Source organism: Weeksella sp. HMSC059D05 (assembly GCF_001809725.1).
Lineage (GTDB): Bacteria > Bacteroidota > Bacteroidia > Flavobacteriales > Weeksellaceae > Weeksella > Weeksella virosa.
Genome location: NZ_KV798546.1, coordinates 115,837 through 139,087, shown reverse-complemented (window position 1 = coordinate 139,087; position 23,251 = coordinate 115,837). Strand labels below are relative to the sequence as shown.

The window sequence follows — 23,251 nt, the reverse complement described above, 5'->3', positions numbered from 1 at the left end:
TATTTTTTTAATTGAGATGTAAATCATAAGCGCCTATAATTTCGGTAGAAACTTCACCCAGCCAACCTGCTTCTTGATTGATGCCTGTGTAAACTTTGATGAAATCTATCCCAGGTAAATGCACATAATTTCCGTTTTTGTCCACCGCCCAAGAGATGTCGATATTAGAAGCTTCGTCGTTATTAGGTGCATTATCTGCGTAACCATATGCATAAGAGCGGCCAACCCAATAATTTCCTACACCGCTCTGATCGTAGAAGTTATCTGGTAATCGAGTGCCCGAAAAAGTAATTGATTTGGCTGGAATCCATAAGGGATAATAGGCTTGTGTGTTGAAAATATTTTGAGTTTTATATCCAGTATTTCCTTGATTATCTTCCCATCTTATATATCGAATATCCATATCCCAACCATTTGGTCCCGGAGTTGGTGTGTGATTGGCTTCGGGTTTATAATAGGTTATCGAATAATTTTTTATGGTAGATGGATTATGGTATTCGCTGCCAGCAATTTCATACCATTCGTCCTCATCTGGTTTACCGTTTTTGTTTTTATCATAAGCAACCATGATAATACCTGGTTCACAAGAGCCTGCACGAGCTTCCTCTGCAGCATCGCCCCAAAATGCATTTCCTAGGATTTTGAAATCTCGCACGTTGGGTTTATTCATTATTGTATGATCAAACCCAAAAACCACATAACCTCCAAAACCGCCCAAAGTAAGTAGAGAGGTTTGTGAGCCAACAATTGCTTTAGAGGCTTTTTCGATCATTTTTTCTTTCGTATCTCCTGTTTCATAAGCAGGATATACATTGGTAAATTGTCCTACGGCAGGTGCATAGTCATATACTTTTGCAATGTATTTGCTATACGGTTTGCTTTCTTGTTGTACGATAATATTGGTGGAAAGGACTTTAGAGGTTTGTGGAGTTTTTATTTCTAAATCTACTTTATACTTTCCTACTTTATCGCTGATAAACGCTAACTGTTTGGTGTTTGCAAGAACAGAATCGTTCATGCGCCATGTGAAAATGGTGTTTTCGGTAGCTTTTCCGATTGGTTCTATGTCGATAATCGTCAAACGATTACCGGTATAAGAATCTTTGAGTTGTAATATTTCTAGATTTTCTATATTCGAATCATCCGATGAGCAACTTTGTAGTTGTAGCAGGATAATTGGTAAAAATGTATATAAAAGGTATTTCTTATTCATAGTTGTTATTTATATAAAAAGACAAAGTGTGCAGGGATATTTCCGGCAGCAACTTTCCATTTGAATTTTCCGTTTTTATCAAAAGCATAAACATATCCTGTCGATACATAATCACCTGCGTCGGTGAGGTAAATATCTTTTGTTGTCGGATTTACAGCAATCCCATAAGGTGTTTTTATTTTATCGATTATTGGATCTTTGATTAAGTATTGATTGACAATTTCTTCTGTTTTGGTATTGATTACTCCATATGATCTGGTCCATTTGTAGGTATTGTAATTAAATTCATTGGCGTAGTAATACAGAAAATCATCTACAATGGTAAAATTGGTAACCGGGATATTGAAGTTTTTTTTGATCTGATGGGTTTTAGAATCCAACACAAATAAATTCGATGGAATATTATAATAATCTCCGCGCGAAGAAACATACAAATCATTTTCTTGATCTTTTTTGATATGATGCAGATTAATTGCTACATCGATTTTTTTCTCCTCTTTAAAACTCGCCAAATCAACAACCGAAACAGTTTTGTCGTAATTTGGCACACGGTATCCACCCGAATTGGCTACAAACAATTTATTACCAACCACGACCAATTCGTCTGGTTGGTAGCCAACTGTTACTTCTCGTGTAATGGCCAACGATGCTGTGTCAATTTCTACAACTTTACCGATGGGTGCATTTTCACTAATTTCCACTGGTCCGGCATACGAACTTGCATAAGCTTTTCCTTTGTCGAAAGTGATGTAACGTACATTGTTTACAGGAATAGAACCGATATGTTTTGCCGTTTTTGCATCCATCACTTCTATGTAGTTTGATACATTGATAACGGCATACAATCGATTACCGTAAATTTTTATGTCATTTCCTACATCGCCCAATTCTTTTACGATTGTCGGGTTGGCAGTTGCGTAAATATTACGTTGGTATTGTCCTTTTTCATAATCCAAAAAATCAATTGAGGCTCGATTGGTTCCCATGTTTCCCTCGTTTAGCAGATAAAACCCTTTAATATTAGTGTTTTCGGGTTGAATTCCTGTTGTCTCTATTTCTACCTGATCAATAGAATCGTCTTGCGAACAAGAAGAAAAGCCGAGGATAATAACAGAAAAAAGTATACTTATTTTTCTCATAACTCTAGTTGTATTGTAAATCGAACATTGGTGCCTGGCATTGGGTAATATATAACCACTTCGTATTGTTGATTGAGTAAATTTTGTACCTCGACCATTAACCGTAGTTGATAATTGTTTATTTTAAAATCTTTCTGGACTGATATATCATGTGTAAACCAGGGGTTTACTTCATTAATCTTGATATTGTTGCGTAGCGAGTTATATCGTTTTCCGACATAGATAAAACTATAATTCAAACGCCAATTTTGGTAAGCGGAACTAACTACTGCAGAGCCAGAATGTTTGGGTGTGTATGGAATCTGATCCTTGTACAAGGCACTTGGGTACGAATTGCCATTGAGGTCGGTCTCATATGTATAATCTTGCGCTTTCTGAAAAGTGTATGTAAGTAAAGTAGAAACATCTACAGCACGGAACCTGAAGTCGGTTTTTACATTAGCGTCTAAACCTTTAATTCTCACCTCTCCTAAATTAACCATCATCCAACGGAAATTGTTGTTGCCAGGCATTGCTACTATTTTATCTTTCACCTCATTGTAATAAACGTCTAGTTTGGTCGATAGGTTTTTCATCCAACCAGAACTTGTTGATAAGTTGTAAGCCAATCCTAGATTGTATTGCGTAGTATATTCGGGTTTGAGAAGTGTATAGCCGATTTCGGTATAATACAAATCGTTGAAGGTTGGCATCCTGAATATTTTTTTATAAAAAGCTCTCAAATGAAAGTCTTTATCTAGAAATGGTTGATAACTAAGAAATAAAGCAGGTGTCCAAATGTTTTTATCCGGTGCGGCAGCATTTTTTTTCACGCTCTCTTGAACAAAAGTCCCCAATAAACTTGCTTGTGCTTTGAGGTGCTTGTTTTGATAGGCTGTTGCCAAAGCAAATAAATTAGAATATCGGGTAGGATAGGAGAAGTCACGCAAATTGGCCGATAAAGTGTTGTACTGAAAATCGTAGGCAAAACTTATATCCCATTGTGGGTTTATTCGGTATAAATTACTCGTTGATGCATATATTTCTCGTTGCACATAGGTGTTGTCTAGCATCAATCGTGTAGTATCTCGCGTTACATAATGGGTGTAATCGTAAGCGAACTTTCCACGAAAATGAGTCTCAAATCCTGTCCATTTCTTTTGGAAGTTCCCTTGTATATAATGGTTTCGATCGGTAAGGGTTGGACCTGTAAGAATTTCATCATGTCCTTTGACCACCGCTCCTGGGATTTCTCGATCAGAAAGATAATTATAGGATTTTAGATCCCACAAACCATTTTCTACTTTCCCGAAAACAGTTGCCTCTAGTCGTTTTGCTTCGATGCTTGCATCACGGCGTTTCCATTTTTCAGACCATAAAAGATTTCCTTGTTGATCGGTTCTACGATAACGAAAAGAATAAATTCCGTTCGATTTAATCAATTCGCTACTCAAAGCAGCTGATAGTGTAGGAGATATTTTATGTTCTATCCGAATTGATGGGTTTATCAATTGAATGCTTCCTAATTTATACCCTACTTTTAGGTTGGTTTTTTTATTAGCAATAAATGTTGGTTTTTTGGTGTTGAGGTAAATAGAGCCTGCAGATCCAAAATCTTTTGCCGATTGAAAGATTTGACTTTTTTGGCCATTGTATAAAGAAATCATTTCCATATCATCCAATGAAAATCGACCTAAATCTACGGTACCGTTTTGTGCATTCCCTAGTTGTATCCCATCGTAAAAAACACCAACATGTTGTGACCCCATGCTACGAATATTGACGGTTTTTAGCCCACCGATTCCACCATAATCTTTGATTTGTACCCCAGAAAAATAACGTAGTGCATCGGCAACATTATGACTATTAAGTTGTTGTAATTCTTCTCCTTTGAGAATTTGTGCTGGCGAAACTTCTTTGTATGGGTACGCTTGTATGTTGACATGTTTTAGCTGTACAACTGTATCGTTTTCTTGTGCAAAAAGCCAAGAAAAGAAGGGTAGGAAAGCCACTAAATATAGTATTTTTCTATAGAAATTTCTCATCTAGCTCCATAATGCGCTCACGAGAATAATATGAAGTAGTCGGGATAATATATACTATCCTAATCAAAATGTTCTTCACGCTTTAGTCCCCGAAAGCTATTAACTATTGTACTATTGTATTTGGTAGGTCTTCTGACTTACTCCATTTCTTAGTAATTCTTCCCATAGTATACTACAGTGAATATTGGCTCTAAGAAAAGTTTTTGTGGAGCTTACAGCAGCGGGTCTGTTCAGGATTTACACCTGATTCCCTGTTACCGAATATTTCTATTCGCACCAAATTTTTCTCAAATGTACAAAATTATTTTGTATACTTTTTTAGCGCAAAATACTAGATTTTTCACCGTTAACGTTATTTGTTAGTGCTATTGATTTGTAGCTGTCGAACAATATATAAGGTGAAAATCTTCTTATATTTATGCAATATGCAGTTGTTAGATAGTATAAAATCGAAATAGATTTCATTCTACCAAAATTACATCAGTAAGAAGTCTTTATTTTATTGTAGTTTTGCGTGTTGTAGATTATTTTTATTTGCAGACTCTACAATACAATTTGAGCATGAAAAAAACGGTATATTTTCAAGATTTAGGAAAAGATAGGGATTATCAAGAAGTTTGGGATCTTCAAGAAGCCTTATTAGCCGAAAGTGTTGGTGTCAAGCAATACAATCGAGCACAAGAAAAGGAAGGGAAAACAGAATTCAAAACCCCAAAAAATCACTTGTTATTTGTCGAACATCCGCATGTTTACACGTTAGGAAAAAGTGGACATATAGAAAATATGTTGGCCAATCAAGATCAATTACAACATATACATGCGACATTTGTAAGGACCAATCGAGGCGGTGATATTACCTATCATGGCCCAGAGCAATTGGTTGGCTATCCAATATTCGATTTGGATCAATTCAAACCAGATATACATTTGTATATGCGTAATTTAGAGCAAGTTATCATACAAACATTGGCGCATTATGGTTTACACGGAGAACGATCGAAAGGTGAGACAGGCGTTTGGTTGGATGTAGGAAAACCTTATGCAAGAAAAATTTGTGCAATGGGTGTGAAAGCTTCTCGATGGGTTACGATGCACGGTTTTGCTCTGAATGTGAACACCGATTTGCGTTATTTCGAATACATTATCCCGTGCGGAATAAAAGACAAAGCAGTGGCATCACTAGAACAAGAACTCAACCGAATACTGGATATGGAAGAGGTAAAAGAAGTTGTTCGAAATCAGTTCATTGAGGTGTTTGATATTGAATTAAAATAAAAGAAAAGAAGATTGTATTTTACAAATTGTCATTTTCTAGTTACATTTAGAAAGCTAAGCACAGAATATTTCATTTAGGGTTTGGTTTTTATCCTTATAATAAAAAGCACATGAGTAATCAAAAAACAATTTGGAGTCAATTCATACCATTGGTTTCTGTATTTTTCTTTTGGGGTTTTATTGCAGCAAGTAATGATATATTAATACCCGTTTTTAAAGAAGCATTTCAACTCACACAGGGGCAAAGTCAATTAGTATCTCTAGCTTTTTATATTGCCTATACAGTGGGTTCGCTAATCTATTTAGGGATTTCGGCACTCATGGGTAAAGATCTAATTAATCGATTAGGATACAAAAATAGTTTAGCCATCGGTTTATTCATCTCTGCTCTAGGAACCTTGCTTTTTATTCCAGCAGCCAATTTGCATTCTTATTCGCTAATGCTAAGTGGTTTATTCATTGTAGGATTAGGCTTTTCTTTGCAGCAAACTGTTGCCAATCCTTTAGCGATTGCTTTAGGTGACCCTCAAAGAGGATCTCAACGTTTAACCTTAGCAGGCGGAGTTAATAATTTTGGTACAACGATAGGACCTCTGATTGTTTCTTTTGCTATTTTTGGTTCGATAAACGAAAATTCTACCCACCATGTTGCGTTAGAAACAGTGAAAAATCCTTATCTGATTATTGGAGTTTTGTTTCTGGTTGTCGCAATTTTTCTTAAATTTTCTAAACTACCAGATAAGCCGCAAATTATTGAAGAAGATGATACAAAAAAATCCCATCAAGATCGAAAATCTGCTCTTTCTTATCCACAGCTTTGGTTAGGCATGATTGCAATTTTTCTTTATGTTGGGGTAGAAGTATCAACAGTTAGTAATTTACCAGAATATATACACAAAGATTTAGGTTTTAAAATACACGAAGTTGCACCATACGTTTCTCTTTATTGGGCCAGCATGATGATTGGGCGATGGTCAGGGGCTGTAGAAGCTTTCAGCCTGAAGAAATCGGTCGAAAAATATATAAAACTTATTGCTCCTTACTTAGCGTTTGCTGTATTCTTATTGGTGAACTATATTGGTAACCACGACCTACAACCCTTCTATATCTATGCTTTGATTATTCTTGTGCTAATTATTGCCGACTTACTTACCAAGGGAAATCCAGTTCGTATGCTGTTTATTTTCTCATGTTTTGGTGCATTAGCGATCATTACCGGGATGCTATCTACCGGCATGGTAAGTGTCTATGCATTTTCTAGTGTAGGGCTATTTTGTAGTACGCTTTGGCCGTGTATTTTCACGATTGCGATTGCGGGCTTAGGAAAAAACACCAGTCAAGGAAGTAGTTTATTAATCATGATGATTATGGGAGGTGGAATCATTAGTTACTTGCAAGGTTTATTGGCCGATGCGATAAGTATTCATTTCTCGTATATCGTTGGTGTAGTATGTTTTGGATATTTGATAGCTTATTCTATTCTAGGACAAAAAATATTAGCAAAACAAAATATTGTATTTGAAAACAAATAAGCAGTTTTTGAGCAGGATATATATTTATTTTTTATTGGTTGATTTAATATTTAAAATAGAAAATTACCGGTAAATTAATTAACAATAATTTTAGTATATACTTTCTATTATAATTTTTAGGTAAAAACTATAGTACTGATTTTTCAGAAAAATACGTTTAAAAAAAATCCACTTCAAGTGAAGTGGATTTTTTTTTGATTATAACTTACTATAATAGCTCATCAACGATAAAAAATTATTTTATCACACCTAATTCTTTTCCTACTTTAATGAAAGCAGCAATCGTATGATCTAGTTGATCTTTGGTATGAGCTGCCGATAGCTGAACACGAATTCTCGCTTTGTCTCTAGGTACAACTGGGTAAAAGAACCCGATAACATACACACCTTCTTCTAAAAGTTTGTCGGCCATAATTTGAGAAAGTTTTGCATCGTACAACATAACAGGAACAATTGCAGCATCACCCTCAGGGATATCGAAACCAGCTTCTACCATTTCTTTGCGGAAATATTCTGCATTCCACATTAGTTTATCGCGCAGAGTATTGTCTTTTTCTAGCATAGATAGAACTTCTAGTGCTGCACCTACAATACCTGGCGCAAGAGAATTTGAGAAAAGATACGGACGAGAACGTTGGCGCAAGAGCTCGATAATTTCTTTTTTTCCAGAAGTAAAACCACCCATTGCACCGCCTAAAGCTTTTCCAAGTGTAGAAGTAATAATGTCTACACGATCCATAACCTCGCAGTATTCATGTGTACCGCGACCAGTTTTTCCCAAGAAACCAGTAGCATGCGAATCATCTACCATAACCAACGCATTGTATTTCTCTGCCAAATCACACACTCCTTTTAGGTTGGCAACTATACCGTCCATAGAGAAAACACCATCTGTTACAATGATTTTGAAACGGTGATTTTTTGCTGAAGCTTCTTTTAGTTTTTCTTCTAAGTCACCCATATCATTGTTTTTATAACGATAGCGGGCAGCTTTGCTAAGGCGTACACCATCGATAATAGACGCATGGTTGAGTTCGTCAGAAAATATGGCGTCTTCATCCGTAAACAAAGGTTCGAAAACTCCTCCATTGGCATCAAAAGCTGCTGCATACAATATTGTATCTTCGGTCCCTAAATAATTTGCTATCTTTTGTTCTAGTTCTTTGTGTATATCTTGAGTTCCGCATATAAAACGAACAGAAGACATTCCGTAACCACGTTTATCCAGAATATCTTGAGCCGCTTTTATTACTTGCGGGTTGTCTGAAAGTCCTAGATAATTATTAGCACAAAAATTTAATAACTTTTTGCCATTCTCTAAAGTGATTTCTGCACTTTGCGAAGAGGCAATGATTCGTTCTTTTTTGAAAAGACCTTGCTCTTCTAATTCGTCTAATTGAGTTTGAAGATAATTCTGAAATTCTTTGCTATACATTTGTCTGTTTGTTTATACACAAATATAGAAAATAGTCCTAATAATTTACGTATTTTTGTAAAATAGCTGTTGATCATGATAGAATTGATATATCTTTTATACATAGCCCTACGTTTTGGTTTTTTAGCCAAACGATATAGAAAAAACATATTTTTGTGGGTTGTTTTATCAGGAATTTTTTATGTGATTTCGCTGATATTTATCGCCTTCAATATTCATTTATTCTCGATGTTTGATTTGATGCCAAAACTTACAGAGATGAATGAGAGTTACCAAATGTGGATTCCAGTTTTAGCAGGATTATTTGTTGCTTTTGGAGTTTATCGTATTGTGGAAAAAAACTTCAGAAAAGATAAGCAATTGGCCGAGGAAATAGAGCAAGCCAAACTACAGAAAAAAGAAGCGGTAAAGCGAAGAGATATACATTATTTTTTTCATACCGTAAATCCTACCAATGTACATCATATCCTACCATTAGCCAAAAGAGTTTGGTCGACAACCTATAAAATGATACTCTCTCAAGAGCAAATAGATTATATGCTTGCGATGATGTATGATGAAAATAAAATTTTATCGGAAGTGGATCAAGGTGATTGCTGGGAGATTCTTAAGGTAGACAACATTTCGGTAGGGTATTTGCATTATAAATTAGAAGATGATGGACGTGTTTTTTTGTCCAAAATCTACTTAGACTCAGCAAGTCAGCAACAAGGTTTAGGGAAAATAATGTTGGCACAAGTAGTAGAATTTGCCGAATCTAAAGCGGCTAGAGCAATATACCTGACTGTGAATAAGCACAACGAAAAAGCAATCTCTTTCTATGAAAGAAATGGTTTTGTGAGAGTGCAAGAAGCTGTTTTCGAAATCGGGAATGGTTATGTGATGGATGATTATATTTATCAGAAAAATCTATAATACTAGTTGTAAGCTAGTACCTACAGGTGGATGAACAATATTGTGCGAATTGGTAATGTATTCGATTATCCATAGGTTCTGTGCTTTGACGATTCTTCTTTCGGTTTTCCAAATTATCCAATCAAAATCAATACTGAAATTAACAAATCTACTTTTAGGGTGAGTAGCAATAGCTGAATAATCCATCGCTAATTCTTCCTCAATTTCAAATAAATCTTTCGGATTAGATTTGTGCTGTGTGTAATAATCAATCGCAATTAATTGCAGTAGAATAGAGGAGTTATAATATTTTTTGGTGAACGTATAAAGCGTTTCATAGACCTGGTTCAGGGTGTGTTTATAAGATAATCTTTCGGTAAAATAATTCCCTAATTTCATCAAATAATCGAATATAGAATCTGTTTCACTTATATAAGTCAAAGTTTCGATAGCACGTGGTTTATTCCAATAAATTTCCAGTGCATGTTCTAGTGCCGTAATATTGGCTAAATCCTTTTGGCTAAGAAAATTACTCTCGATGATTTGATAGGGTGGAGCAGGGTCGAATTTATACCCATAATTTTCATATTTCTGGCGAACAGGCGTACCCTTCAGAAACTTGAGAAAACCAAGCTGTAATTCGGGAGGATAAAGCTTGAAGGTAGACTCGAAACTGTATTTCAGATCTTGCAAATACTCCAAAGGTAAACCAACAATCAGGTCCAGATGCATTTCTATTTTATCCTTTAATTGTAGGATTACATTCGACGTTTTATCAAAATTCTGTTTGCGAGAAACTTCTCGATTACTGGCTTGATTTACGGTTTGGATGCCAATTTCAAATCGGAATAAATTCTTCGGTACATATTCATTGACAAATTTTATGATGTCTGGATGCACAATATCAGCAGTAATCTCGAACTGGAAAACGTTCCCCTCTCGGTAATTTTCTAAAATAAACTGAAATAATGAAATCGTAAAATCTCGTTTGATATTAAAGGTTCGATCGAGAAATTTGATGGTTTTTCCATGTTTCATCAAATACAAAAGATTCTCGTGTATGGTCTCTGTTGGTAAATATCTCATTTTGTTATCCAAACTTGCCAAACAAAACTCACACTTATACGGGCAACCTCTCGATGTTTCTATATAGCAAACTTTTTGCGCCAATTCTTTAGGATCATCATAAATATAAGGATTTCTCCCTTCTAAACGATTGATATCGAATGTGATGTTTTGTTTATTGAAAAATACTTCCTTGTTTTTTTTGTAGACCAAATTTGGCACCTTTTCTACTTCAGGATAGTGTTCGAGAAATTCTTCAAACGGAATTTCGCCTTCGCCTACGATGATAAAATCTACACAATCGAGTGCAATAATCTCATCATATTCGTAACTAACTTCTGGACCACCCAAAAGAATTTTCGTATCAGGTGAAAGACCTTTTATTAGTTTAGCAACTTCCAAGGTCTGCGTAATATTCCAAATATAACAACTAAAGCACACCACATCATAGCGCGAACATTCTTCTGCAACCGATTGAAAATTAGACTTTATGGTAAATTCTTTCCAGTCTATATTACCGCGTTCGTGGGTTAGGTCATAGAGTATCCGAATGGCTAGGTTAAGATGTATATACTTAGCATTCAGTGTTGTGAGAAGTACTTTTGGATGCATATTCGACAGTAAATAGTAGGCAAAAATACGTATTTATTTACCGATAAACGATTTCATTTTCATCCGATAACTGCGGCACCTACAGAAAAACGAGTCTTGGGTTTTCTTTTCGGTAACATTTTCTTTACTTTTATAGTAAAAGTTACGGGTTTGGTAGAATGCGTTTTTTCGGTCGAGAGCGTACTTATTTTCATCAAAACATCTAAACCTTTTATTACTTCTCCGAAAACTGTGTAATCATTGTCTAGCCTTGGTTGACCACCATTTACAAGATATTCTGTTCGCTGTGCTTGTGAATAACGAATCCCTTTTAATATTTCTAATTTATCCAACTCAGCAGCGTTTACTTTTTGCCCAACCACAAAATAGAGCTGACTAAAAAAAGAGCCTTTTTCGGGGTTGTCATCTCGCCCAGCACCCAAAGCACCTATTTTATGATAAGCTCTATGATGAAATTCAGGGGCTAGACGTTTGGGTTTTTCGGTGGGATAATCAGCCTCTCTTGCCAAAATTGCGTCATCGAGTTCACCACCTTGGACTACAAAATCTTTCACAATCCTATTAAAAATAGCTTTTCTATAGGTCCCTTTTTCTATTTCATGAAGAATTAAATCGCGATGATTCGGTGTGAAATCATATAAGATAACATCGAAATTACCATAATTCGTTTTAAATTTTAATTGATACGATTGTGCAAAAAGAGTAGAAGTGAAAAATGTGAAAATGTAAATAAAAAACCAATAAAATCGAAATTGAATAGGCATATTTTGGAGTAAATAAAAAAACAAAGATACTATTTTTACATCATGATTTTTCATTGTTTTTATGAAAATAGAAAAGCTTTAGAATGTTTCATTACAGGTAGAGTGGTAGAGAAAAAAGAAACAATCCAATAGTTTGAAAAGCAAATACAATGATTTTTTATTGATATAGGACATAAATAATAAAAAAATATTCACAAAAATAGTTTAGCACAATTATTCTACTATTTTTGTAATTATACCGATAGTTTATCAACTATAGCTATTTGGTAAGATAAAATATTACAAAAAGAATGAAAAATATAAATATACGCACAATAATTACCCTAGGTTTCGCTTTATTCGCTATGTTTTTTGGAGCAGGAAATTTAATTCTTCCTCCGTTTATTGGTTTAGAAACCGGCGATCAATGGCTGTACGGAATCATTGGTTTTGGTATAACAGGGATTATCGGACCATTTTTGGGTCTTCTTGCTGTTATTTTTTCGGGTGAATCTTTTTTTGATTTGGGCAAGAAAATTCATCCACTTTTTTCGGTCGTGATGGGGACGATAATTATGCTATGTATTGGCCCTATAATTGCGATTCCTAGAACTTCCTCTTTGACCTATGAGATTGGTATTCAGCCTTTTTTTCCGTACATTAACTCATATGTTGGAAGTTTTGTTTTCTTTGCAGTTGTAATTGCTTTATCCTTCTCTAAATCGAAAATTGTGGATATTATCGGAAATTTCTTAACTCCGGTACTGCTATTAATTTTGTTTTATTTACTCTATGTGGGAATTATCAATCCAGTTTCTACTGATTACGAGTCGCTTGTTTCTAAATCAGCAGCCTTTGGTTTTGGTTTTGTAGAAGGCTACCAGACATTAGATGTATTGGCTTCTGTAATTTTTGCAGGAATCATTATTGGTGCCACACAAACAAAAGGTTATCACACTATAAAAGAACGAACGCGCGTATCTATATTTGCAGGATTGTTGGCTATATTTTTTCTGCTTATCATCTATGGTGGTTTGGTTTATCTAGGTGCATCTTCTGGGGTTACGAATCACTCTATTTTTCGTACAGAATTATTAATTAGCATCGCCCATACACTTTTAGGAAGCTCGAGCACGATTCTTTTATCAATTTGTATTGCATTGGCATGCCTCACGACAGCCATTGCACTTACAGGTGCTGTAGCATCTTTTTTCGAGCAGATAACAAGGGGCTTTCTGCCGTATAAAATCGGTGTTTTGCTCTGCAGTTTTGTGGCTTATATGTTTTCGATTATGTCGGTTGATGAAATCATTGAGTTTGCCGTTCCAATTCTTGTTTTTGTTTATCCTATAGTGCTAACCTTAGTTTTGTTTGTAGTACTTTTTAGCCGAACAATCAAGGGAAAGCTGCCTTATATCGGTGCAGTTATTGGTACAGCTATGGTAGCGGCTTTAGGGTTTTTACAACATTTTAATTTATTAAATGAGCCACTGATAGCTCTCCGAGAATCTTTACCGTTGTATGCGTACGAATTAGAATGGCTATTGCCTGCAATTGGTTTTTTTGTAGTATTTTGTTTGGTAGAATACATGCTAAAATCTAGAAATATCTCCAGATGACGAAGATTTTCGGGCATAGATTTTGTATGATTCTACTCGATATTTAAGCAAAAATTTATGGCCTATATAGATTACTATAAAATATTGGGTTTGGACAAATCTGCATCTGCCGATCAAATTAAAAAAGCATACCGAAAATTGGCAAGAAAATACCATCCAGACCTCAACCCAAATAACCAAGATGCTGCAACAAAATTCAAAGAGCTTAACGAAGCGAATGAAGTTTTAAGCGATCCTGAAAAAAGAAAAAAATACGATAAATACGGAGAAAATTGGCAATACGCAGATCAGATAGAAGAGCAACAGCGTCAGCAATCCAAGCATCAATCCTACCAACAATACAGTTCTTCGGGTGAAGGATTTAGCGGTTTTGATGATTATGAAGGATTTTCTGATTTCTTTGGATCGATGTTTGGGCGAGAAGGTAGGCAAAATAGAAACCAAGGTTTCAAAGGACAAGATTTGCATGCTAATCTAAAATTAAATCTCACCGATACTTTACAAACCGAAAAACATACGCTTACCGTGAATGGTAAAAATATCCGATTGAATATTCCGGCTGGTGTAGAAGACGGACAAACTATAAAAATTAAAGGTTATGGAGGAAAAGGACATAATCAAGGACCCAATGGTGATTTGTATATTACGTTCGAGATTATAAATAACACCGACTTTAGAATAAAAGGAGCAGATCTAGAAAAAGAAGTAACAATCCCATTATACGATGCTGTTTTGGGCGGAGAAACTATTATAGAAACATTGAATGGAAAAGTGAAAATCCCGATAGCAGAAGGGACTAAAAACAATCAGCAAGTGAAATTGAAAGGTAAAGGTTTACCGAAGTATAAGAAAGAAAATCAATTTGGTGATTTGTATATAAAATATTCTATTGATATCCCAACGAATTTATCAGCCAAAGAAAAAGAATTATTCACCGAACTGAAAAGCCTAAAATCATAAACCTATGAAAAGTTATCAAATCACTATCGTACAATTTTGTCAATATCATCAAATAGATCCAGAGTTTATAACTCAATTACAAGATTTTGGTCTAATAGAAATTGAAGAGCCAAATCATCCCCTAACAGAAGATGAAATCGATTTACTAGAAAGGTATAAGAAGTTTCATTATGATTTAGGAATTAATTTAGAAGGTCTAGATGTAGTAAAAAATTTACTAGAACAAATAGAACAGTTGCAAAAAGAAGTTCGGACATTAAGACAATTAGAATCATATTTTAACCATAAATAAAAAAATCGTATAGGATAACGCTAAAGAGGCTGTTGAGTAGTATCGTTTAGGCTCTCATCTTTATTTGTGCAACAGAGATTATGGTAAATAATTTAACTTTGTCTACAAAGAATAAAAATTTTGGCAGGATTATACTTTCATATCCCTTTTTGTAAACAACGTTGTACGTATTGTGACTTTCATTTTACTACGAATTTGTCTAAAGTAAATGAAATGATCGATGCAATTATACAAGAAGTAGAATTGCGTAAAAAAACAATACAATCACCAATAGAAACTATTTATTTCGGAGGAGGAACACCAAGTATTTTGGACAATGCTTTATTAAGCAAACTATTTACAAACCTAGAAAAAAAAATCGATCTTTCTTCTCTCCAAGAAGTAACATTAGAAGCAAATCCGGATGATTTAACCAGAGAGAAATTAAGATACCTACGCTCAACACCAATCAACCGATTGAGTATCGGCGTACAATCTTTTTTTGATAATGATTTAACCTTTATGCATCGTGCTCACAAAGCAGACGAAGCCGAAAACAGCATAAAAATGGCTCAAGATTTTGGTTTTGATAATTTAACAATAGATTTGATCTACGGCACACCAACCACCACTGATCAACAATGGACCAAAAATCTGAACAAAGCTGTCGACCTACAAATACCCCATATTTCTTCTTATGCATTAACGGTAGAAGAAAAAACGATACTAAACCATGCAATAAAAAGTGGCAAGGCATCTGATATTGACGAGGAGCAACAGTATCGACAATTTTGTATTCTACAAGAATTTCTAACACAAAGAAACTATATACAATACGAAATATCGAATTTCGGAAAAGAAGGTTTTTTTGCAAAACACAACACAAGTTATTGGCAATACAAACCCTATTATGGATTTGGACCATCTGCCCATTCTTATAATGGCCGCTGTAGACAGTGGAATATTGCTAATAACCAACTATATATAAAAACTATAGCCCAAGGAAAACTACCTTGCGAAACAGAAAATTTATCAGAAATTGATCGATATAACGAGAAACTAATGATCGGTTTACGTACCATGTGGGGCATAGAAATCAGAGAAATAAAAAATCTATTCGCTAGAGATATATTTCACTCTTTCCAGAAAGAGACCTCCCTTTTATTGGCAGAAGGATTGTTGAAAGAGGAAGAAGGGTTTCTACGGATCCCAGACGAAAATAAATTTTATACCGATGGCATCACTTCTCGATTATTTTACGTCTAAAAATTCCTTAATTTTGCAGCTATGATCTATGATAATCGACCAATAGGAGTTTTCGATTCTGGAGTAGGAGGACTTAATTTTGCCAAGGAAATAAAAAGACTTTTACCCAAAGAAAGTATTGTATATTTTGGTGATACCAAACACTTGCCTTATGGTGAAAAATCAGCAGAAGCTATAAAAAAATATTCAAAAGAAATCACGCAATTTTTAATAAGTCAAAACTGCAAAGCAATTTTAGTAGCTTGCAATACAGCTACAGCCAATGCAATAGAAATAATAAAAGAAGTTGCAGGTGAAGAAATTTTGGTTGTTGATGTTATCAACCCTGTGGCCGAAAAAGTCGCTTATGAATTACGCACCAAAATTGGTGTAATCGCAACCAAAGCTACGGTGAATTCCTGTGCTTATAAAAAAACTATTCGAAAATTCAATAAACACATTAAAGTTGTCGAAGTAGCAACTCCTTTACTTGTACCAATTATCGAAGAAGGATTATACAACACCAACGTATCTCGAGCTGTTTTAGAAGTTTATTTATCAAATAAAAAGCTAGAAGGTATAGATTCTATAATATTAGGTTGTACTCATTATCCTTTGATACAGAAAGAAATAGAACAAATATTTGAAGGTAAAGTTCAAGTGATTAATTCGCCGCTTATAGTTGTTAATTGCTTAATCTATCAGCTTCACCAGAGACAACAATTAGCCAATAATAACAATCCTTATTACTTGTTTTATTTGTCAGATTACACAGATAATTTTCACAAAATCTCCAAGCGCTTTTTCGGGAACAAAATACAGTTACAAGAAAAAGATTTGACTAATTTTTGATAAGAACAATAAAATAATTACAATTCTCTTTTTTCTGAAGCTTGATAGTTGTATTTTTGAGAAACTTTTTCAAAAAACATTATGGAAACTTATACTTCAGAACAATTAATAGCCTTAGAAAACAAATACGGAGCACACAATTATCATCCTCTACCAGTTGTTTTAGAACGAGGAGAGGGTGTGTATGTTTGGGATGTAGAAGGTAAAAAATATTATGATTTTCTTTCTGCATATTCAGCAGTAAATCAAGGACACTGCCACCCAAGAATAGTTGCAAAGGGTGCCGAACAACTGTCGAAGTTAACGCTTACTTCTCGTGCTTTTTACAATGCAGAATTAGGTAAGTACGAAGAGTTTTTATCAAAATTATTTGACTTTGATAAAGTTTTACCGATGAACTCTGGTGCAGAAGCAGTAGAAACGGCACTAAAAATAGCACGTAAATGGGGATACGAGAAAAAAGGAATAGAAAATGACAAGGCAGTTATTGTTGTATGCGAAGGAAATTTTCATGGTAGAACGACTACAATAATATCATTTTCTAACGACGAAGAAGCACGTAAAAACTTTAACCCCTATACCTCTGGTTTTGTAAGCATACCTTATGGTGATGCAGATGCTTTGGCCAAAGTATTACACGATAATGCGGACAATATTTGCGGTTTTTTAGTAGAACCAATTCAAGGTGAAGCAGGAGTAAACGTGCCGCCAGACGGATATTTATCAGCATGTAAACAATTATGTAAGGATAATAATGTGCTATTCATTGCAGATGAAATCCAAACAGGAATCGCACGTACAGGGAAAATGTTAGCTATTGATTATGAAAATGTTAAGGCGGATATTTTGATTTTAGGTAAAGCCCTATCGGGAGGAGCCTATCCTGTTTCTGCGGTTTTGGCTGATGACGATGTTATGAATGTCATTCAACCCGGACAACATGGCTCAACCTACGGAGGAAATCCATTAGCTTGTGCTATTGCAAGAGAAGCTTTGCAAGTGGTATTAGATGAGAAATTACAAGAAAATGCTTTCGAATTAGGAGAATTTTTCCGCGCAGAAATTACTAAATTAGTGGACAATTTTTCTATATTGAAATCTGTTCGCGGGAAAGGATTGTTAAACGCATTGCTGATCAATGATACGCCAGAGAGTGAAACAGCCTGGAACTTTTGTCTAAAATTAGCAGAAAAAGGATTACTAGCTAAGCCAACACACGGAAACATAATTAGATTTGCACCACCGTTGGTTATTACCAAAGAACAAATAATCGATTGTATTCGAATTATAGAAGAAACGACTATAGAAATGTCGAATTAATACGGTAAATTAGTAGAGAATTAAAAAAAAAGTAATAATTTTTTTGATTTACTTTTCCTCAAAACACTAAACCTTTACTTATGAAAAAATTTTTAATTACTTTATCCTTAGTAGTAATCAGTTTGCCAGCAATCGCTCAAGAAAATACTTCTGGTAACGAAAAAAATGTTGAGAAATCAATCCTAAATAACTCAATAGAATTTATGGGTGATTGGCGTTTTATAGACCAAGGAGACCGATATCTCATAAAAGGAGAAGCAATAACAAATCACTCCTCTCATCGAACTAAAAATTTGAAGCTTAATATTTTTTTAGTTCCGAAAGCAGAATATACTACTTTTGATTTTTCTACAAATAAATCTATCAAGAACATTTCACTAGGAAGAATAGCAGGAAATGGGTCGAGTGTTAGAAATATTAAAATAGATTTCAAGGCTAATTTTGCAGAAAAATTACCAGATGGTCAGTATGTACCAGTGCTGATTATAGATAATTTGGTAATGAGTCGAAAGGTTTTAAATGATTTACATATCAAAAATGGAAAAATCGATCAACAAACATTACCTCAACCTGCCAAAAATGTAGAGCCTAAACAAGCAGAAACTACATCTAATTTCGAACAAAAAGGTTTTCAGTTTAAGCCAATTGTAACTTCTAATAAAGCAGAAAAAGATGTTTTTTTTAAAGGAAAAATCAAATTAGAGATTAATCAGAAAGACTATAAAGTCATTTTAATAAGCGAAGGAGGACACCTTGTAAATAATGCAAAGGAGGATAATCCGGTAAAAGTCCGAGTAGTATTAGTGAAAGACCTGAAGGAAAATGAAGACGGGAAAGGCTTTAATATAGCAGAATATTCATTAGACAATGTACCGGCACAAACAAAATTTGCTAACTTTACCTTTCAAACAAACTTATTACGCTTGATACCAAAAGGTAAATATACACCTGTTCTGATGATTGCAAAAGAAGAAAACGGGGAATATTTATTCAAATCTAGCTATGTTTTCGATAAAGAAATAGAGATAAAAAACTAACATTCTTTACGGTGTAAAAAATTAGTTTTTAATTATTTATAGCAAAGACTTAAACTATCTGTTTAAGTCTTTGTTGTTGATATATTCAACCAATGGTAAATCAAATATTTTTTTATCAAGATCAGTTTTTTTTTACTAGTTTTAGATGATAATATTTATCAAGTTTATCAAGCTATTTATTTATGTTACCTAAAGATAATCCGAAATATATAAAAGCCTGGGTTTCTTATGATTGGGCAAACTCTGTACATTCTTTGGTGATAGCATCGGCAATTTTCCCGGTTTATTACAGTGCTATTACTTTATCGGGTACCGATCAACCCATAAAATTTTTAGGATTATTGCCCGAAACAGCATTTAATTTCTCTTTGGCAATTTCCTTTTTAATTGTGATTATTCTCTCACCTATTTTATCATCCATTGCCGATTTGTTAGGTGATAAAATCAGATTTCTCCGTTTTTTTTGTTATATGGGATCATTCTCGTGTATGGGGATGTTTTTCTTTTCAAGTGCCGATTATATTTGGCTAGGATTGTTGCTAAACATTACAGCAAGTATAGGATTTTGGGGAAGTTTGGTATATTATAATGCTTATTTACCCGAAATAGTTTCCTATGAGAAAATGGATAAGGTTTCGGCTTGGGGATATATGTTCGGATATATAGGCTCGGTATTGTTGTTGGCGTTTTGCCTAGCGATAATCATGTTTGGACCAAAAGAAGAAGAATCTTTACTTACACGAACTTCGTTTTTGATAACCGGAATTTGGTGGTTCGGTTTTGCGCAATATGCTTTACGCGTTTTACCAAACAAAAAGAACAATAAAAAAGTACCCAAAAACATTATAGAAAGCAGTTTTCGTGAATTGAAAAATACCCTAAGAGATTTGATGCAATACCGAAATTTGCGGGTATATTTAGCAGGATTTTTCTTCTTTAGTCTAGCCATGCAAACGATTTTTTTGATGGCAGCCTTGTTCGGTAGTTCAGAAATTGGCTTAGAAAGTGATGAGCTAATTTTGACTATTTTATTAATCCAGATCGAAGCCATACTAGGTGCTTGGTTATTTTCTCTACTATCAGGGAAAATAGGAAACAAAAATACAATCTTGATAGCTCTATTCATTTGGATTGTCACCTGTTTCATTGCGTACTTTATGGGTAAAGACGATCCGAATGTAAAATTGAAATTCTATCTTATGGCCGCTTTGGTTGGCCTAGTTATGGGCGGGTTACAACCTTTGTCTCGAAGCACTTATTCTAAACTTCTGCCTGAAACCGATGATACGACTACTTATTTTAGCTTTTATGATGTGTTCGAGAAAAGTGCATTGTTCTTCGGATTAGTTATTTATGGTGTTTTGATAGAATATTCTGGCGGAATGAAACTATCGGCTCTTGCAATGGGGGTATCGTTTATGATCAGTGTGGTGATATTTTTATTTTTTAAAATGGAAAAAGCAGAAAAATAATCCTAACATTCTATCGGTAAATCAGGATTTGCACCCCATTCTGACCAAGATCCATCATACACTTTTACAGAATGATAGCCTATAGAATAGGCTGCCAAAGCCAAAATACTTGCTGTAATTCCCGAACCACAACTAAAAATATAATCATTTTCAGGATCTCCAATAGCCTTGAAAATTAAATTGATTTTTTGTGGAGATTGTAAAAAATTTTCATCCAGAATATCTTCAAAAAACACATTGTACGCATTTGGGATATGTCCACTTCTTATACCTGGGCGTGGTTCTGCTTGTTTACCCCTAAAACGTGCAGGAGAACGTGCATCTACAATACGTACGTTTTCATCTTCTAAAACCTGTAAAACATTGTCTGCAGTTGCTATCCATTCTTTGTTTAATTGTACCGTTATTGGAGTTGTTTTTTTAGTTTCTATGTACGCATCAACCACTGGTAATTGATTACCTTTCCAGGCAGGTAAACCACCATCTAAAACAAAAACATTCTCAAAACCAAAAACCTTAAAAGTCCACCAAGCTCGCGGAGAAGAATAGACGCCCCAACGATCATATACGACAATAATCGAATCTTTATGAATGCCCAATTCTGCTATATAATTAGAAAAATTTTCTACAGAAGTCAATGTGTGTGGGAGAGGAGAGCTGGTTTCTGAAGCTCTATTCTCGGTATCGAAAAAAAGTGAGTGCGGGATAAGCTCTAATTTTTCATCTTTAAGAGAAGCATCAATTTTATCAATTGTTGCATCTAGAAGAACCAAATTTTCGTTATCGAATATTGCTTGCAATTGTTGCGTTGTGATAAGCGGATGTTGACAATTCATAAAAAAAATACCTTTATTACGAGAATAAAGGTATTTAAAAATAACGTAAGATAAGTTATTTATTGTTCAGAAAATGATTCTGTCTGTGCTTGGCCGATGCTACCATTAGGTGCTTCGATTTTTAGTAAAGAAGACAAAGTTGGTGCGATGTCTGTCATGTTAACGGTCTTATAACTTTTACCATGTTTTACTCCCCAACCCATCATAACGAACGGTATATGCGAATCGTACGAATTCCATGATCCATGCGTAGTACCAGGAGAGTTTTGTTTCCCGCTATACCATTGTGGATTTAGAATGTATTGTACTGCGCCACTTCTTTTATTGTGGTATCCGTTGACAATTCGTTCTTTAAGTAGGCTTGGTACAGAATACATCCCGATTCGTTCTACATCTACTGCAAAGGAAATTGCCGGGTGTTTTTGTAACTCACGCACAATTGCATCTTTCAATTTTATCTCATCAATTTTATTACTTTCGATAATCGGATAATTTAGATGAGCTTGATAATTGGTCAATGATCTTACCAAGTTACTAACACCAAACTCTTGTTCTAATGCCGTGTTTAGTTGATCTCTTGTTTCTTTCGACTGAAAGTATCCACCATTTCCTTTGTGGTCTGTTATATATTTTGGGTTGTGAGCGGCACCGTGATCAGCGGTTAAGAATACTAAATATTCTCCTTTCCCTACTTTTTGATCCAAAAATGTAAAGAATTTAGCCAAATCTTGATCCAAACGTAAATAAGTATCTTCGATTTCGGTTGTGTTTATCGAGTAATGATGCCCTATGTAATCGGTAGCAGAAAAACTTATTGCAAGAAAATCGGTAATGCCTGGTTTATTCTGTCCCAATTTTTCGTTTTCGATAAGGGCTTGAGCTAATTCTGCTGTAATTGTATTTCCGTAGGGCGTTACTTTTATCAAATCGTATCCATTCTCCTTCTTTAGTTGAGCCAAATTTTTCGGAAAGTCAGCTTTCTTTTCTCCTTTAAAAAGTCCTTTGTATTCATATCCTTCTTGGTCGGTATTGACATAGGTATTTTTAGGATAAAGCGTGTTCCATTCTTTTAAATATTTATCTGCAAACTTACTGTCATTCAGTTGGTTAATCCATTTTGGTAAGGTTTTCATGTAGAAGGTACTCGAAATCCATTTTCCCGTCTCACCATCTAACCAATATGCTGCATCACCAAAATGTCCGGCAGGTAAAATTCCTCCACGATCTTTGATAGAAATTCCATAAACTTTCGAACGGAAATTCGTTGCTAATTTCAATTGATCTGTAACGGTAGAAGCTAGTAAATTTCTAGGCGACATTTTACCGTTTTTGTTTGTTGTACCAACACTTTCTACACTATCATCTTGTGTACAATACATGCTTTCTCCGGTTGCTTGGATGATAAAGTCATTTCCTGCAATACCATGAATAGCAGGTACACTTCCGGTGTATATGGAAGAGTGGCCAATGGCTGTGTAGGTTGGGATATAATCGATATAGGTATTTTCGTAGGTAAACCCTTCGTTGAGTAAGCGTTTGAAGCCACCAGGCGAGTAGCGATCCTGAAAACGGTACAAATAATCCCAACGCATTTGGTCTACTACGATTCCGACAACAAGTTTTGGTCGGTTAACTTCTTGCGCTTGTGTAAATTGAGTTGCAAATGCAAAGATAAATCCAAGAAATAATTTCTGAAATTTCATTTTT

At 34.8% G+C, this 23,251-nt stretch carries 19 protein-coding genes and 1 riboswitch; of the genes, 11 read left to right on the top strand and 8 right to left on the bottom strand.

All coding sequences use genetic code 11. The features are described from left to right. Positions 1-7 precede the first annotated feature (7 nt). Genes HMPREF2660_RS07425 through HMPREF2660_RS07415 form a run of 3 tightly spaced genes read right to left on the bottom strand, consistent with a single transcriptional unit; the run spans position 8 to position 4,376 of the window. Complete coding sequence (locus HMPREF2660_RS07425) at positions 8-1,213, bottom strand: cell surface protein (protein WP_070486421.1); 1,206 nt, start codon at positions 1,211-1,213, stop codon at positions 8-10. 5 nt (positions 1,214-1,218) lie between these two features. Further along, positions 1,219-2,352, bottom strand: coding sequence for a YncE family protein (locus HMPREF2660_RS07420; RefSeq protein ID WP_013599140.1), 1,134 nt, complete (start codon positions 2,350-2,352; stop codon positions 1,219-1,221). Further along, a complete protein-coding gene (locus tag HMPREF2660_RS07415) occupies positions 2,349-4,376 on the bottom strand; it encodes a TonB-dependent receptor (protein WP_070486419.1) in 2,028 nt (675 codons plus the stop codon). Before HMPREF2660_RS07415 ends, HMPREF2660_RS07420 begins: the two co-directional genes overlap by 4 nt. A 104-nt stretch (positions 4,377-4,480) precedes the next feature. After that, positions 4,481-4,672: riboswitch (cobalamin riboswitch) on the bottom strand. Positions 4,673-4,937: 265 nt separating this feature from the next. On the opposite strand from HMPREF2660_RS07415, the gene lipB reads away from it, so the two are divergent. Continuing rightward, positions 4,938-5,651, top strand: coding sequence for a lipoyl(octanoyl) transferase LipB (gene lipB, locus HMPREF2660_RS07410; protein WP_013599138.1), 714 nt, complete (start codon positions 4,938-4,940; stop codon positions 5,649-5,651). A 110-nt stretch (positions 5,652-5,761) separates the two neighbouring features. Next, on the top strand, positions 5,762-7,183 hold the full coding sequence (locus HMPREF2660_RS07405; RefSeq protein ID WP_070486418.1) for an MFS transporter: 1,422 nt from the start codon (positions 5,762-5,764) through the stop codon (positions 7,181-7,183). 235 nt (positions 7,184-7,418) lie between these two features. Here the strand turns inward: HMPREF2660_RS07405 and kbl are convergent, their stop codons facing one another. Then, entirely contained in the window at positions 7,419-8,618 is a 1,200-nt protein-coding gene (kbl, locus tag HMPREF2660_RS07400) for a glycine C-acetyltransferase (RefSeq protein ID WP_070486416.1), read from the bottom strand. Positions 8,619-8,693: 75 nt separating this feature from the next. Here kbl and HMPREF2660_RS07395 point away from each other — a divergent pair, with 75 nt between their 5' ends. Continuing rightward, positions 8,694-9,533, top strand: coding sequence for a GNAT family N-acetyltransferase (locus HMPREF2660_RS07395; protein WP_255356436.1), 840 nt, complete (start codon positions 8,694-8,696; stop codon positions 9,531-9,533). Here HMPREF2660_RS07395 and HMPREF2660_RS07390 read toward each other — a convergent pair. Continuing rightward, positions 9,528-11,189, bottom strand: coding sequence for a B12-binding domain-containing radical SAM protein (locus tag HMPREF2660_RS07390; RefSeq protein WP_070486414.1), 1,662 nt, complete (start codon positions 11,187-11,189; stop codon positions 9,528-9,530). The genes HMPREF2660_RS07395 and HMPREF2660_RS07390 overlap by 6 nt on opposite strands. Before the next feature lie 59 nt (positions 11,190-11,248). Next, a complete protein-coding gene (locus tag HMPREF2660_RS07385; protein WP_255356435.1) occupies positions 11,249-11,953 on the bottom strand; it encodes a peptidylprolyl isomerase in 705 nt (234 codons plus the stop codon). Between the two features lie 290 nt (positions 11,954-12,243). On the opposite strand from HMPREF2660_RS07385, the gene brnQ reads away from it, so the two are divergent. The 8 genes from brnQ (at position 12,244) to HMPREF2660_RS07345 (ending at position 20,708) form a co-directional block, all read left to right on the top strand. Beyond that, positions 12,244-13,551 carry a branched-chain amino acid transport system II carrier protein gene (gene brnQ, locus HMPREF2660_RS07380; protein ID WP_013599132.1) on the top strand — a complete coding sequence of 436 codons (1,308 nt, stop codon included), beginning with the start codon at positions 12,244-12,246 and terminating at the stop codon, positions 13,549-13,551. Between the two features lie 57 nt (positions 13,552-13,608). Further along, complete coding sequence (locus HMPREF2660_RS07375; protein WP_013599131.1) at positions 13,609-14,511, top strand: DnaJ C-terminal domain-containing protein; 903 nt, start codon at positions 13,609-13,611, stop codon at positions 14,509-14,511. A gap of 4 nt (positions 14,512-14,515) precedes the next feature. Beyond that, on the top strand, positions 14,516-14,803 hold the full coding sequence (locus HMPREF2660_RS07370) for a chaperone modulator CbpM (protein ID WP_013599130.1): 288 nt from the start codon (positions 14,516-14,518) through the stop codon (positions 14,801-14,803). A gap of 120 nt (positions 14,804-14,923) precedes the next feature. After that, a complete protein-coding gene (hemW, locus tag HMPREF2660_RS07365; RefSeq protein ID WP_070486410.1) occupies positions 14,924-16,048 on the top strand; it encodes a radical SAM family heme chaperone HemW in 1,125 nt (374 codons plus the stop codon). Between the two features lie 21 nt (positions 16,049-16,069). Beyond that, a complete protein-coding gene (gene murI, locus HMPREF2660_RS07360) occupies positions 16,070-16,879 on the top strand; it encodes a glutamate racemase (protein ID WP_013599128.1) in 810 nt (269 codons plus the stop codon). An 81-nt stretch (positions 16,880-16,960) separates the two neighbouring features. Continuing rightward, the gene (gene rocD, locus HMPREF2660_RS07355; RefSeq protein ID WP_013599127.1) at positions 16,961-18,199 is read left to right on the top strand and encodes an ornithine--oxo-acid transaminase; all 1,239 of its coding nucleotides are present in this window, start codon (positions 16,961-16,963) and stop codon (positions 18,197-18,199) included. 80 nt (positions 18,200-18,279) lie between these two features. Then, positions 18,280-19,236 (top strand): hypothetical protein, encoded by a 957-nt coding sequence (locus HMPREF2660_RS07350; RefSeq protein WP_070486408.1) that lies wholly within the window; start codon positions 18,280-18,282, stop codon positions 19,234-19,236. Between the two features lie 182 nt (positions 19,237-19,418). Next, positions 19,419-20,708 carry an MFS transporter gene (locus tag HMPREF2660_RS07345; protein WP_070486406.1) on the top strand — a complete coding sequence of 430 codons (1,290 nt, stop codon included), beginning with the start codon at positions 19,419-19,421 and terminating at the stop codon, positions 20,706-20,708. A 2-nt stretch (positions 20,709-20,710) separates the two neighbouring features. Here the strand turns inward: HMPREF2660_RS07345 and HMPREF2660_RS07340 are convergent, their stop codons facing one another. Both HMPREF2660_RS07340 and pafA read right to left on the bottom strand, forming a co-directional pair. Then, complete coding sequence (locus HMPREF2660_RS07340) at positions 20,711-21,544, bottom strand: sulfurtransferase (RefSeq protein WP_013599124.1); 834 nt, start codon at positions 21,542-21,544, stop codon at positions 20,711-20,713. Between the two features lie 59 nt (positions 21,545-21,603). Beyond that, positions 21,604-23,247 carry an alkaline phosphatase PafA gene (gene pafA, locus HMPREF2660_RS07335; protein WP_070486404.1) on the bottom strand — a complete coding sequence of 548 codons (1,644 nt, stop codon included), beginning with the start codon at positions 23,245-23,247 and terminating at the stop codon, positions 21,604-21,606. Between the last annotated feature and the right edge of the window lie 4 nt (positions 23,248-23,251).